The following is a 12,889-nucleotide window of genomic DNA, read 5'->3' on the forward strand; positions in this document are numbered from 1 at the left end:
CTGGAAAATACCGCAGCCTGTGATTGATCTTCAATCAGCGCGATCTGTTTTTCCATTTTAAGAATCACGCGTCCTGCATCGGCTTGGCCCATTGCCTGCAGCATCAGCGTTAACATGGCTTTCAGGCAGGTGACTTCATTGGCCAGTTCCTGGTTATTCTCAGCAGTGGAAAAGTCAGGCGTACTCATTTATTTTCCTCGTTATGTTTCAATGAAAAAGTGCGATGTCAAATCTTAAGGCGCCGGAGTATACCATAAGCGAGGCTAAAAATATCAGCGGTTGTTTTCTGTGCAAACATAAGCCGCGGACATTAAAATAAACAACATGTTGCACTGCATATATTTTCTCCATCTGTTGTTTATTTCGAGTATTTTACTCGTTAATTATTGTTACAACTTTAGCTGCCTATTTTGCATTCAACGGACGAATATGAATTTTTTGTCACTATTCTGAAACAGCTATGCAGATATAACCGTGGCAAAAGGTTGCCATAAGAGAAAGTTTCCACTCGTCGTACCTTCTAATTTCCAAAAACGAGAGCAAAATCGAAAGACGGCGATTTTTACATTTCAAAGTTGAGATAAAACCCGTTAACATAGGACCGATTAACTATCGGTAGCGTTATCCCTATTCTGGAGATATTCCTTTGATCAACGTTTTTCTTGTTGATGACCACGAACTGGTGCGCGCAGGGATACGACGCATTCTTGAAGATATAAAAGGCATTAAAGTTGTCGGTGAGGCGTGCTGCGGTGAAGATGCGGTAAAATGGTGCCGCTCAAATTCCGTTGACGTTGTGCTGATGGACATGAATATGCCCGGTATTGGTGGCCTTGAGGCAACGCGTAAAATTGCGCGTTCAACGGCTGACATTAAAGTGATCATGCTGACTGTCCATACCGAAAACCCGTTACCTGCAAAAGTCATGCAGGCGGGAGCCGCGGGCTATCTCAGTAAGGGGGCTGCGCCCCAGGAGGTCGTGAGTGCGATTCGTTCGGTTTATTCTGGCCAACGTTATATTGCCTCCGATATCGCTCAGCAGATGGCGCTTAGCCAGATTGAGCCTGAGAAAACGGAAACCCCGTTTGCCAGTTTGTCTGAACGTGAGTTGCAGATTATGCTGATGATCACCAAAGGTCAGAAGGTCAATGAGATCTCAGAGCAACTGAATCTTAGTCCTAAAACGGTGAACAGCTATCGCTATCGAATGTTCAGTAAATTAAACATTCACGGCGATGTTGAGCTGACTCACCTGGCAATTCGCCATGGCCTGTGTAATGCGGAGACATTAACAAGCCAGTGACCGATCAGTTTGATGCCAAAGCGTTCCTGAAAACCGTGACCAGTCAGCCCGGCGTTTATCGTATGTATGATGACGCCGGGACGGTCATCTACGTCGGGAAAGCGAAAGACCTGAAAAAAAGGCTTTCCAGCTACTTCCGTAGCAACCTCGCATCGCGTAAGACCGAAGCACTGGTCGCGCAAATACAGCAGATTGATGTCACGGTAACGCACACCGAAACCGAGGCGTTATTGCTTGAGCACAACTACATCAAGCTGTATCAGCCGCGTTATAACGTTTTGCTGCGCGACGATAAATCCTATCCTTTTATTTTCCTCAGCGGCGATACCCATCCTCGCCTGGCAATGCATCGCGGGGCCAAGCATGCCAAAGGCGAGTACTTTGGACCGTTTCCTAACGGCTACGCCGTACGCGAAACGCTGGCGTTGCTGCAGAAAATCTTCCCTATTCGTCAGTGCGAAAATAGTGTTTATCGCAATCGCTCGCGGCCCTGTCTGCAATATCAGATTGGCCGCTGCCTCGGTCCGTGTGTGGCGGGTCTGGTGAGTGAGGAAGAGTATGCGCAGCAGGTTGATTACGTTCGTCTGTTCCTGTCCGGGAAAGACGATCAGGTATTAACGCAGCTGATCGCCCGGATGGAAAAGGCCAGCCAAAATCTCGAGTTTGAAGAGGCTGCCCGCATTCGTGACCAAATTCAGGCCGTACGCCGCGTGACCGAAAAACAGTTTGTCTCTAATACCGGAGACGATCTGGACGTCATCGGCGTGGCGTTTGACGCCGGCATGGCCTGTGTGCACGTGCTGTTTATTCGCCAGGGTAAAGTGTTAGGCAGTCGTAGCTATTTCCCGAAAGTCCCTGGTGGAACAGAACTCGGCGAGGTCGTTGAAACCTTTGTCGGACAGTTTTATCTGCAGGGAAGTCAGATGCGCACCTTACCCGGTGAGATCCTGCTCGATTTTAATCTTAGCGATAAAACCCTGCTGGCAGACTCTCTGTCTGAGCTGGCCGGGCGGAAGATCAACGTTCAGACGAAACCGCGAGGCGATCGCGCGCGGTATCTGAAGCTGGCGCGTACCAACGCGGCGGTGGCGTTAACCACAAAACTTTCCCAGCAGTCGACCATTACTCAACGCCTGACGGCGCTGGCATCAGTACTCAAGTTACCCGCAGTGAAACGCATGGAGTGCTTTGATATCAGCCACACGATGGGCGAGCAGACGGTAGCCTCCTGCGTGGTATTCGATGCCAATGGACCACTGCGCGCCGAGTATCGCCGCTATAACATCACGGGTATTACGCCGGGTGATGATTATGCGGCAATGAATCAGGTTCTCCGTCGGCGCTACGGTAAGGCGATTGAAGAAAGCAAGATTCCGGACGTCATATTGATCGACGGCGGGAAAGGTCAACTGGGGCAGGCGAAAGCCGTGTTTGCTGAGCTGGACGTTCCCTGGGACAAACAGCACCCGCTTTTGTTGGGTGTGGCAAAAGGGGCCGATCGTAAAGCAGGCCTGGAAACGCTGTTCTTTGAGCCGGAAGGTGAGGGCTTTAGCCTACCGCCGGATTCGCCTGCATTGCACGTTATCCAGCATATCCGCGATGAATCTCACGATCATGCAATTAGCGGGCACCGTAAAAAACGGGCGAAGGTGAAAAGTACCAGCACGCTGGAGACTATTGAAGGTGTCGGGCCGAAGCGTCGGCAGATGTTGTTGAAATATATGGGCGGTTTGCAAGGTCTTCGTAACGCGAGTATTGAAGAAATTGCAAAAGTGCCGGGTATTTCGCAAGCTCTGGCAGAAAAGATCTTCTACTCGTTGAAACATTAGGCCCTCTGTAGCAACATAGGGGTAATTTTACTGACAACAGATAGTTATCCGTCATATGCAATTTAATATCCCTACGTTGCTCACGCTGTTTCGCGTCATCCTGATCCCATTCTTTGTATTGGCTTTTTATCTGCCATTCACCTGGGCTCCCTTCGTTTGTGCGCTGATCTTCTGTATTGCGGCGGTCACCGACTGGTTTGACGGCTATCTGGCGCGTCGCTGGAACCAAAGCACGCGTTTTGGCGCCTTCCTCGATCCGGTCGCTGATAAGGTACTGGTGGCTATCGCGATGGTGCTGGTGACCGAGCACTATCACAGCTGGTGGGTAACGCTTCCTGCCGCCACGATGATCGCGCGTGAAATTATTATCTCCGCGCTGCGTGAGTGGATGGCTGAACTGGGTAAACGTAGCAGTGTGGCGGTGTCCTGGATCGGCAAAGTGAAAACCACTTCGCAAATGGCCGCGCTCGCATGGCTGCTGTGGCGTCCAAATATTTGGGTAGAGTACGCCGGGATCGCACTTTTCTTCGTCGCCGCGATACTGACGTTGTGGTCAATGTTCCAGTATTTGAGCGCTGCGTGGGGAGATTTGCTTGAACAGTGATCGTTTCGGCGCAAATTTCAGCAAACGATCGTCAGTGGTGAAAAATATCGTTGACTCATTGCGTCAGGTAAGTAGAATGCAACGCATCGAACGGCAGCACTGATTGCCAGACGATAACAAAATCAAGTGATTAACAAAGTTACTTGGTGATGCGGGAATAGCTCAGTTGGTAGAGCACGACCTTGCCAAGGTCGGGGTCGCGAGTTCGAGTCTCGTTTCCCGCTCCAAATTAAAGACATCGGCAATAGCGGATGTCGGCTGAAAAGCCAGAAGATTTCGGCGCGTTAGCAAAGCGGTTATGTAGCGGATTGCAAATCCGTCTAGTCCGGTTCGACTCCGGAACGCGCCTCCAATTTCTTCCCGAGCCCGGATGGTGGAATCGGTAGACACAAGGGATTTAAAATCCCTCGGCGTTCGCGCTGTGTGGGTTCAAGTCCCACTCCGGGTACCATGGGAAAGAAAAGAATAATCAAAGCAATAAGCAGTGTCGTGAAACCACCTACGGGTGGTTTTTTTGTGCCTGAAATTTCCCGTTTCTCGCTCAGCGAACCTTCAGGATCGGAAATCCCCTGGCTTTCATCCTTTGTGCATTAAAGGCATTTGGGGTGTAACGCAAGCATATCACCCTGACGGGCGCAACACAGATACGCCAACGCTATTGCAACTCTTACCGGCCTTGAACTAACAGGTTAGATGAAAACAAGCAGAGTCACTATCAGCGTGCAGCATGAGCTCTTAAGGCCTGTCAGCCAGTCGTTGAGATAGATTTTCTGATACATATGAAACTCTCCCTGTTTTGAAATTCTCTTTTATGATTCCAGAAGTCAGGAGGGGCGGCTACGGGTCATGAGAGATAAACGTTCGCAGCCGAGGGGCCTCCAAGACCATTTATTCGACAAAACTCAACGCGTAATCCGGGGATGAGTACTTCTGAGTCACGGAGACTTAAGGCTGAAATGTGAAGCTGTACATCTTTGCGACCATCGGAGGGGGAGATAAGGCCTTTACCGCTCTTGCAGTCAAAGGCTTTGACAATTCCTGTCATTTTACGAGACAAAAAAATTCCTTAAAGCTAATAACGTGTTGCACTATACACATACCCCTGGATAATGCCAGAAATATTTTTCAGCTATCGTGAGATCTGGATAGCTAAAATAAACATTGATTATTATATACGCCCGTGCGTTAATGGTCGCGTCGGTTTGAAGAACAGACAAAATACAAAGTAGTTTACTAAAGCAGTTCTCATTTCAGGTGTTTTATATTTATCCCTTCTTTGAGTCTCCCCACTAAGCACTAAGTAGTTTCTGTAATAAAACCATATTCGCCGGAAGGCCAAATTAAGGAATACAAAATGTCAAAAAAGATGAATGGTTTAGTAAAATGGTTTAATGCCGATAAGGGATTCGGTTTTATTTCTCCTGTTGACGGTAGTAAAGATTTATTTGTACATTTTTCTGCTATCCAGAGCGATAATTTCCGCACCTTGTTTGAAGGGCAAAAAGTCTCTTACTCCATTGAGAATGGTACTAAAGGTCCGGTTGCTGGCAATGTAGTTATTACAGAGTAAATCCTTTTTTTGTCTGTATGCGATAACGAAGAAGGCTAAAGCCTGAGTAGACATACTGACAGAAGCAATGGATGTATTGTTTGGTCAGTAGAGATGAAATGTTACTGATCCGGCATTCAGGGCAACGGTCAGCATATTTCATCTCTCTTTTGCATGAGAAAGTATGCTGACCATTGTGATTACGTGTAGGTTCGCTGCACGAAAAGTCTAACCGCTTGCTTTGCACGGCAACGTACGCAAGGGGATAGCTTTTCCCAGATATCGCCATAATTTTTATTTTTTAAATATGAAAATACTAAACCCGCAGCCAGCGGGTTTTCTATTATCTGTAGCTTGATAAATCTTAAAATACAGAGGTGGTGATTCTGTTCCAGAAATAGAGTCTAAAACGGATTCAGGCTGCTTCTTTTTGGTTTGTCTGGAATACTTTATTGCAATGAGGACAGATTAAAAGAGAACCTTTTTGTACTCTTGAAAAACTGTGTTCAGATTGTTGGGTACAGTTTGGGCAGGTGCATTTGACAAGATAGTTGCGGCGTGATTTAGAGTCTTTACGTTCTGACATAGGCTTTTCCTTGAGTGGATGAACTTCAACCATACCCTAATTTGTCCAAAAAATCTTAACTTTATGATGTTTTAGATATGTAAATATAAAGAAAAGGTATCGCAAAGAGCCTGATGATAAGGGCGGCTTCCCAAATTTATTTCTGTAATCCTCAATCTCCCTGGCTGCGTGGTTCTAATGAAAATACGAACAGATTGCTCAGACAGTATTTTCCAAAAGGAGCTGGCTTATCGGTTCGCAGCCAGCAAAGAATTAACATTGTTGCATCCAGCGGTTGAACGCACAGCAAAAAGCGGACGTTTGTGAGCTCAGTAAAAAAGGACGCTATATTTTTGCCTGATTGACGCGGGATGAAAGCTCCTGATGGCTCTCTTTTCGTTCGCTGTAGCGATCGGCAAGGTAATCGGTTTGCCCCTTGAGCAGCAGCGTGATTTTAAACAACTCCTCGGCGACATCGACGATACGATCATACCAGGACGAAGGTTTCATTCGCCCGTTCTCATCGAATTCTTGCCAGGCTTTGGCTACTGAGGACTGGTTAGGGATCGTGAACATCCTCATCCAGCGCCCAAGGATACGCATCTGGTTCACGGCGTTAAAAGATTGAGACCCGCCGCAGACCTGCATCACCGCCAGTGTTTTTCCCTGTGAAGGGCGAACGGCCCCTTCGCTTAAGGGTATCCAGTCGATCTGTGCCTTCATCACCGCACTCATTGCCCCATGCCGCTCCGGGGAACTCCACACCATCCCATCACACCATCTGACTAGCTCGCGCAGCTCGGTGACTTTTGGGTGCGTATCTGGGGCATCATCCGGCAGGGGTAAACCTGAGGGATTAAACAGTCTTACTTCCGCCCCCATCGCCGTCAGCAGGCGTCCCGCTTCTTCTGCGGCAAAACGACTGTAAGAACGCTCTCTTACCGAGCCATACAGGATCAGTATGCGTGGCGGCTCCTGGAGCTGCAGGCGTTCAGCAATCTGCTGATCGAAGCAATCAGCATTCAGTGCAGGAAAGTGTTCCATTTTTTACTCCTCCGGGAGGTTCTGTGATTTCAAATTCAACACATATGATTTATCATATATGTGTTCTAAAGGGAACGGAGTAAAAAATGCTACAGCCTGTTCAGCTTTTTAAAATCCTGTCGGATGAAACCCGTCTCGCCATTGTTATGCTTCTCCGGGAATCCGGCGAACTGTGCGTGTGCGATATATGCGCGGCGACCTCTGAATCACAGCCTAAAATTTCTCGCCACATGGCTATTCTGCGAGAAGCGGAACTGGTGCTTGACCGCCGGGAAGGCAAATGGATTCACTACCGTCTGTCTCCCCACATGCCTGCGTGGGCCGCTGAGACGATCACGACGTCCTGGCAGTGTCTGAGGAAAGATGTGGGTGAATGGCTGAAAAAATCAGCCTGCACATCCTGTTGAGAGAATTTTTTACATACGCATAATCATATATAAAGGAATCTAAAATGCTTTTGGCAGGGAGTATTTTTATACTGACGCTGGTCCTGGTCATCTGGCAGCCCAGAGGTCTCAGCATTGGCTGGAGCGCAAGTATCGGAGCCTTACTGGCACTGGGGACGGGGGTCATCCACATTGATGATATTCCCGTAGTCTGGAATATCGTCTGGAACGCAACAGCGGCATTCATCGCGGTGATTATCATCAGCCTGCTGCTCGATGAGTCCGGTTTCTTTGAATGGGCCGCGCTGCATGTCTCCCGCTGGGGTAACGGGCGTGGTCGCCTGCTGTTTACCTGGATAATACTGCTTGGCGCTGCTGTTGCTGCGCTGTTTGCTAACGACGGTGCAGCACTGATACTGACGCCGATTGTGATTGCGATGCTACTCGCCCTGGGGTTCAGCCAGGCGACGACGCTGGCCTTTGTCATGGCTGCAGGATTTATCGCAGATACTGCCAGCCTGCCGCTGATTGTCTCTAACCTGGTCAATATTGTCTCGGCGGATTTCTTCGGCCTGGGCTTTACACAGTATGCCTCCGTAATGGTCCCTGTGAACCTGGCGGCCATTGCTGCCACGCTGGTCATGCTCCATCTCTTCTTCCGCCGCGACATCCCGGCCAGATATGACGTTTCACTGCTCAAGATGCCCGCCAGTGCGATTAAAGATCCGGCGACGTTCAGTGCGGGCTGGATTGTTCTGCTGTTCCTGCTGGTCGGTTTCTTTGTTCTGGAGCCGCTGGGGATCCCTGTAAGCGCGATAGCAGCAGTTGGGGCTGCGGTGCTGTTCGTGGTAGCCAAGCGTGGCCACGCTATTAATACCGGGAAAGTGCTGCGCGGGGCGCCCTGGCAGATCGTGATTTTCTCGCTGGGTATGTATATGGTCGTCTACGGCCTGCGTAATGCAGGACTCACCGAGTATCTTTCTGCTGTACTCAATATGCTGGCAGACAAAGGTTTATGGGCTGCCACGTTCGGTACCGGCTTCCTGACTGCCTTCCTGTCGTCTGTGATGAACAATATGCCGACGGTGCTGATTGGTGCATTGTCCATTGACGGGAGTGCTGCGACCGGCGTCGTCAAAGAGGCGATGATTTATGCCAATGTGATTGGCTGCGATTTAGGGCCTAAAATCACCCCGATAGGCAGTCTGGCAACTCTGCTGTGGCTTCATGTGTTGGCACAGAAAAATATGACCATCACCTGGGGATATTACTTCCGCACCGGCATTATCATGACTCTGCCCGTGCTATTCGTCACTCTGGCCGCGCTGGCGTGGCGGCTCTCTGTCACTTTGTAATGAGATATTGATATGAGCAACATTACCATCTATCACAACCCGGCCTGCGGCACCTCACGTAACACGCTGGAGATGATCCGTAACAGCGGTAACGAACCAACTATTATTTATTATCTCGATACGCCCCCGACTCGTGATGAACTGACCAAACTGATTTCAGATATGGGCATTTCAGTACGCGCATTGCTGCGGAAGAACGTTGAACCTTATGAGCAGCTTGGTCTTGATGAAGATAAGTTTTCTGATGAGCAGTTGATCGATTTTATGATTCAGCATCCGATCCTGATTAATCGGCCGATTGTAGTGACGCCGCTTGGCACGCGTCTTTGTCGTCCCTCAGAAATTGTGCTGGATATTTTACCTGAAGGTCAGAAAGGCTCTTTTACCAAAGAGGATGGCGAAAAGGTCATTGACGAAACGGGGAAACGGGTTAAGTAATCTTTCCGCTTAATATTATCGGGTGCCTGTTGACTTCATACCGGTGCCTGCTCTTTGCTGATAACCCTCGTTCACGACTGGAGAAGCGTATTTGCGGGGGATCAAAACAGGTTCATTAGCCTGCCCACTTGCCTGAAGAGACATTTGTCTCACTCCGAATGCATTTCGTTTATCAATTATTGAAATAAATATATACATAATAGTTTTTGATTAGCAGAACTTACCGATGCAGGTCAGTTGAGGCAATTTCATTTCCCTTAGGGTAAGAGTCAAAAACTATCATGAAACAAGAGCTTGTATTGACAGATGAAGACTTACTTGCACGAGGTAACGATCGTTACGTCTTTCAGCATCCACAGGATAGTAACCTGCTGATCAAAATCGTTATTTCAGATATTGCGAACTATAAAAGCAAGTTACGGGAAGTCTTCCGGGACCTCAAAGAATGCAAGCCTGGCCATCAAACAGACTCTCTTTATATGCAAAAGATCGAAGGTCTTGTTGAAACAAATAAAGGTCTAGGGCAGATCACTGTGAAGGAGTGCGATGAGCATGGCAACCTTGCTCAAACTCTTTATCAGCTTGCTCTCAAAAAAGAACTCGATGACAGCAAATTGCAGAAGCTGAATGCTTTTTTAGCATGGTTTGTCAGCACCAAAGTCATTATTAACTCCCTGCATTGTAAAAACATTGTTTATGCCTGGGATAGCGAGCGTCAGGATTATCGCTTCAAAGTCATTGACGGGTTTGGTGACAAAACGTTTTTTCAACTCAGTAAGCTTTCGCAATCAGTTCGCGATAAGAATAAAATCAAATGTCTCAAGCGGATGCTTAACGATTTGAACGGTCTGCAACAAGCTTAACCACGCAGGTTAAAAATAATCGAATCATCAGTTTTCTGTTGCCGGACTTCCGATCCCGCATACCTGATTAACAAAGGTGTTTACGCAGAAGTAAGTTACATATTAACTTCTTGAAAAATATCCTGAACTGCTCGGCGTTCGTGCTGTGTGGGGGCAAATCCCACACCGGTACCATGGGAAAGAATAGAACAATCAAAGCAATAAGCAGTGTCGCGAAACCACCTACGGGTGGTTTTTTTGTGCCGGCTTTTGACGAACCATAGGTATTTTGCGTCAAGTAAGCCTGCCAGATACGTTAAGCCGCCCGCTACACACTCCCCATTGCCAATCAATCTATCGACGAATCGGTGCATTAAACATAAACCTTCCCCGGGCTGGGTTGTTGATAAAGCCATCCCGGGCGGGATTATAGTTGTGGTCCTGAAAACCATTCATCATGATGGGATCGCCTATGCCATCCTGAATCGCCAAATGTCTGTGGATTCGGTTACGTGCCCTGAATGTGAAAGCGAAATCATCCGTCCCGCCAATGATGATGACGCCATTTCCTGCAAGAAGTGCCGCGCTTAACTCTTGCTCTCTTGCGGCCTGGTTTTGTAACGCGCTGGCTGCGGCAGACGATGACGCCAGCAGCAATACGAGGACGGCGCATGACAATACCGGTGGCAGTTTCATGATTAATGCCCATTAAAAGTATGGTTATTAAAGTATAGTCTTATGTCGTCATCTCATCTGAATAGAAAATAAACAATTTAAGCCTGTTGCCTGTACGGAGTCTGAGGGGCCGGGAGAAGAGTGGCGCACAATTAAGAACTATAATAAAAACAGTCGACAGCTGATGACTCCAGTTTGCAGATAGTACCGATACAGGGGGCGGTTATGCGCGTCTCATTTTCTCCGCGAGTTGCGTTCACCGCTACGACATCTGGCTGGATAATAATCACGGACTCCCTGCCAAAGTGATCAGCTATGCGCCAGATGGGCAGCGATTAGAAACTGTTCTTCTGGATGCTATGGTTATTAACACCCGTTTCCCCGTCAATTTTTTCACGCCTTGAGGGAGCCTGCACTATGGCTGACTATCAGTTTTCCACAATCTGGCGGGTTGAGGCTTCAGTTCAGGAGGTATGGGATGTTTTTTCCCATCCGGACAGGTGGCCTGAATGGTGGGGAAGTCTGGAACGCATCGTTGAGATAAGGAAAGGGGATTTACGGGGTATTGGGGCGTTGCATCGTTATACCTGGAAAGGGGCGCTTCCTTATCGCTTAACCTTTGATATCAATGTGTTGAAAATACGGCCTTGCACATTGCTTGAAGGACAAGCCAGCGGCGCGGTGGAAGGGCGAGGGGTATGGTCTTTTACTCCCAATGGTACAGCGACTATTGTCAGATATGACTGGCATGTGCGTACCACGATCCGCTGGATGAATTATCTCGCCCCGCTGGCAGCACCTGTATTTCGCTGGAATCACAATACGGTCATGCGCGAGGGGGCAAGAGGGTTAGCCCGCAAACTGGCAACGACTGTGTATATAGTCTGAACGTATCTCCGCTGCTGTACTTTTTTGGCTGTAAATGGCTTAATAGCGACCTTGCAGTTTCTCACTTCATTCACAGTTAACAGGTCTGTTATTGATGAATAATCTCCATCGACTCGCCTTTTTATGCCTGCCTCTGTCTGCTGTGATGATCGCGTACGGTTTCCCCTTTAGCCGTAGCTCAACTCTTACAACCTGGACAGACAGCAATGCAACGTCGTCAGTTTCTCAAAAATAGCGTTCTCCTTTCCGCCGCCGGATTAGTCGGCCCTGCAGTCATTAGCCAGACGGTACGTGCCGCTGAGCCATCCGTTGCGCCAATAGCTCGTCGACGCTTTGTCTTATCTCAAACGTATAAACTTAATCCTCCTAAGGGATCGAGCGGCGTGGTGAAACTGTGGATCCCGCTACCGGTGGATACCGCGTTTCAACAAATGACGGCGCTTGCCTTTAGCGGAAACTATAAGCAGGCGTACGTCACCACCAATAATACCTATGGCGCGAAAACGCTGTTTGCCACCTGGGCTGACTCGCAGGGTGAATTGTTGGTTAACGTTGATATCGGCATTGAAACCGCCGACTGGGAACCGCTGAAGCAGGACGCGCTGAAAAACTGGCAGGCACCTGAGCAGATTATTTATCCGCTGGATGTAAAACCGTATCTGTTGCCGACGGCACATACTCCAGTTGATGGATTGGTCCTGGAAACCGCGCGTAAAATCACCGGTAATGAGCAGGATCCGCTGAAAAAAGCGCGCCTGATTTACGAATGGGTCAGCAGCCATATGGAGCGTGACAACGACGTTATTGGCTGCGGCACGGGGGATGTGGCGGAGATATTAAAAAGCGGTAAGCTCAAAGGAAAATGCACCGACATGAGTTCCGTTTTTGTTGCTCTGGCGCGAGCCAGCGGTATTCCGGCGCGCGAACTGTTTGGCATCCGTCTGGGCAAGGCCAATAAGCTCGAACGTTACTCGAAAAGTGCTTTTGGCACAGCCGACAGTGCAGGCGTTGCCAATGTGAGCGGCGGTCAACACTGCCGTGCTGAGTTCTATCTGGCAGGTTACGGTTGGTTACCGTGCGATCCTGCTGATGTGACCAAAATGCGTCTGGCAGAGAAAAAAACGCATCAGGATGCCGATGTCCAGGCGGTTAACGCTTACCTGTTTGGTAACTGGGAAATGAACTGGGTTGGATTCAACTACGGACGTGATTTCGAGTTGTATCCGGCAACGGAGCAGGGGGCCATGAATAACTTTGGTTATCCTTACGCTGAAGTCGATGGCGACCCGATCAATTTCTATGATCCTAAAGTGTTTTCCTACAGCTATGTCGCCACAGAACAACGCTAAAGGTGCGGGGCTTACCCTGTTGACGGCTGCTGCGGCCGCCGTCACCGCTGGCTTATGCTGTG

The 12,889-nt window shown here is 48.7% G+C and carries 15 protein-coding genes, 3 tRNA genes and 1 pseudogene; 14 read left to right on the forward strand and 5 right to left on the reverse strand.

Annotated elements, in window-relative coordinates; genetic code table 11:
- On the reverse strand, positions 1–188 hold a 188-nt coding region (locus FDW87_RS17655; RefSeq protein WP_137380046.1), incomplete at its 3' end, for a DUF2594 family protein.
- Between the two features lie 458 nt (positions 189–646).
- Between FDW87_RS17655 and uvrY the strand changes: the two genes are divergently transcribed.
- From uvrY to FDW87_RS17685, 6 genes are all read left to right on the forward strand, one after another.
- The gene (uvrY, locus tag FDW87_RS17660) at positions 647–1,303 is read left to right on the forward strand and encodes a UvrY/SirA/GacA family response regulator transcription factor (protein WP_006684079.1); all 657 of its coding nucleotides are present in this window, start codon (positions 647–649) and stop codon (positions 1,301–1,303) included.
- Positions 1,300–3,132 (forward strand): excinuclease ABC subunit UvrC, encoded by a 1,833-nt coding sequence (gene uvrC, locus FDW87_RS17665; RefSeq protein WP_016153473.1) that lies wholly within the window; start codon positions 1,300–1,302, stop codon positions 3,130–3,132. Before uvrY ends, uvrC begins: the two co-directional genes overlap by 4 nt.
- A gap of 55 nt (positions 3,133–3,187) precedes the next feature.
- Positions 3,188–3,736, forward strand: a complete 549-nt coding sequence (gene pgsA / locus FDW87_RS17670) for a CDP-diacylglycerol--glycerol-3-phosphate 3-phosphatidyltransferase (RefSeq protein WP_016153472.1) — start codon at positions 3,188–3,190, stop codon at positions 3,734–3,736.
- A gap of 151 nt (positions 3,737–3,887) precedes the next feature.
- Positions 3,888–3,963: transfer RNA gene (locus FDW87_RS17675), tRNA-Gly, on the forward strand.
- A 51-nt stretch (positions 3,964–4,014) separates the two neighbouring features.
- Positions 4,015–4,088, forward strand: a tRNA-Cys gene (locus tag FDW87_RS17680).
- Positions 4,089–4,100: 12 nt separating this feature from the next.
- Positions 4,101–4,187 (forward strand) — tRNA-Leu (locus FDW87_RS17685).
- A gap of 393 nt (positions 4,188–4,580) precedes the next feature.
- Here FDW87_RS17685 and cspF read toward each other — a convergent pair.
- Complete coding sequence (gene cspF, locus FDW87_RS17690; RefSeq protein ID WP_137380023.1) at positions 4,581–4,793, reverse strand: cold shock-like protein CspF; 213 nt, start codon at positions 4,791–4,793, stop codon at positions 4,581–4,583.
- Between the two features lie 297 nt (positions 4,794–5,090).
- Between cspF and cspA the strand changes: the two genes are divergently transcribed.
- Positions 5,091–5,306 carry an RNA chaperone/antiterminator CspA gene (gene cspA, locus FDW87_RS17695; protein WP_016153470.1) on the forward strand — a complete coding sequence of 72 codons (216 nt, stop codon included), beginning with the start codon at positions 5,091–5,093 and terminating at the stop codon, positions 5,304–5,306.
- A 394-nt stretch (positions 5,307–5,700) separates the two neighbouring features.
- Here the strand turns inward: cspA and FDW87_RS21090 are convergent, their stop codons facing one another.
- Positions 5,701–5,871: a YnfU family zinc-binding protein gene (locus tag FDW87_RS21090; RefSeq protein ID WP_162835200.1), complete on the reverse strand. Its 171-nt coding sequence runs from the start codon at positions 5,869–5,871 to the stop codon at positions 5,701–5,703.
- A gap of 131 nt (positions 5,872–6,002) precedes the next feature.
- Between FDW87_RS21090 and FDW87_RS21215 the strand changes: the two are divergent.
- A pseudogene (locus FDW87_RS21215) lies at positions 6,003–6,137 on the forward strand (IS30 family transposase); the annotation flags it as partial.
- A gap of 58 nt (positions 6,138–6,195) precedes the next feature.
- Here FDW87_RS21215 and arsH read toward each other — a convergent pair.
- Entirely contained in the window at positions 6,196–6,894 is a 699-nt protein-coding gene (gene arsH / locus FDW87_RS17700) for an arsenical resistance protein ArsH (protein ID WP_016153469.1), read from the reverse strand.
- 86 nt (positions 6,895–6,980) lie between these two features.
- Here arsH and FDW87_RS17705 point away from each other — a divergent pair, with 86 nt between their 5' ends.
- The 4 genes from FDW87_RS17705 (at position 6,981) to FDW87_RS17720 (ending at position 9,936) form a co-directional block, all read left to right on the forward strand.
- Positions 6,981–7,301, forward strand: a complete 321-nt coding sequence (locus tag FDW87_RS17705) for a transcriptional regulator (protein ID WP_016153468.1) — start codon at positions 6,981–6,983, stop codon at positions 7,299–7,301.
- Positions 7,302–7,345: 44 nt separating this feature from the next.
- Positions 7,346–8,635 carry an arsenic transporter gene (locus tag FDW87_RS17710; RefSeq protein ID WP_049269066.1) on the forward strand — a complete coding sequence of 430 codons (1,290 nt, stop codon included), beginning with the start codon at positions 7,346–7,348 and terminating at the stop codon, positions 8,633–8,635.
- 12 nt (positions 8,636–8,647) lie between these two features.
- The gene (gene arsC / locus FDW87_RS17715) at positions 8,648–9,073 is read left to right on the forward strand and encodes a glutaredoxin-dependent arsenate reductase (protein ID WP_019077061.1); all 426 of its coding nucleotides are present in this window, start codon (positions 8,648–8,650) and stop codon (positions 9,071–9,073) included.
- A 281-nt stretch (positions 9,074–9,354) separates the two neighbouring features.
- Positions 9,355–9,936, forward strand: a complete 582-nt coding sequence (locus tag FDW87_RS17720; RefSeq protein WP_016156828.1) for a YrbL family protein — start codon at positions 9,355–9,357, stop codon at positions 9,934–9,936.
- Positions 9,937–10,269: 333 nt separating this feature from the next.
- Here FDW87_RS17720 and FDW87_RS17725 read toward each other — a convergent pair whose 3' ends face one another.
- On the reverse strand, positions 10,270–10,611 hold the full coding sequence (locus FDW87_RS17725; RefSeq protein ID WP_049269067.1) for a hypothetical protein: 342 nt from the start codon (positions 10,609–10,611) through the stop codon (positions 10,270–10,272).
- Between the two features lie 396 nt (positions 10,612–11,007).
- Here FDW87_RS17725 and FDW87_RS17735 point away from each other — a divergent pair, with 396 nt between their 5' ends.
- Both FDW87_RS17735 and FDW87_RS17740 read left to right on the forward strand, forming a co-directional pair.
- Complete coding sequence (locus FDW87_RS17735; protein WP_137380024.1) at positions 11,008–11,478, forward strand: SRPBCC family protein; 471 nt, start codon at positions 11,008–11,010, stop codon at positions 11,476–11,478.
- Between the two features lie 206 nt (positions 11,479–11,684).
- A complete protein-coding gene (locus tag FDW87_RS17740) occupies positions 11,685–12,827 on the forward strand; it encodes a transglutaminase-like domain-containing protein (RefSeq protein WP_137380025.1) in 1,143 nt (380 codons plus the stop codon).
- The last annotated feature ends 62 nt before the right edge of the window (positions 12,828–12,889 follow it).

The organism is Citrobacter sp. wls826 (genome assembly GCF_005281245.1).
Taxonomy (GTDB): Bacteria; Pseudomonadota; Gammaproteobacteria; order Enterobacterales; family Enterobacteriaceae; genus Citrobacter; species Citrobacter braakii.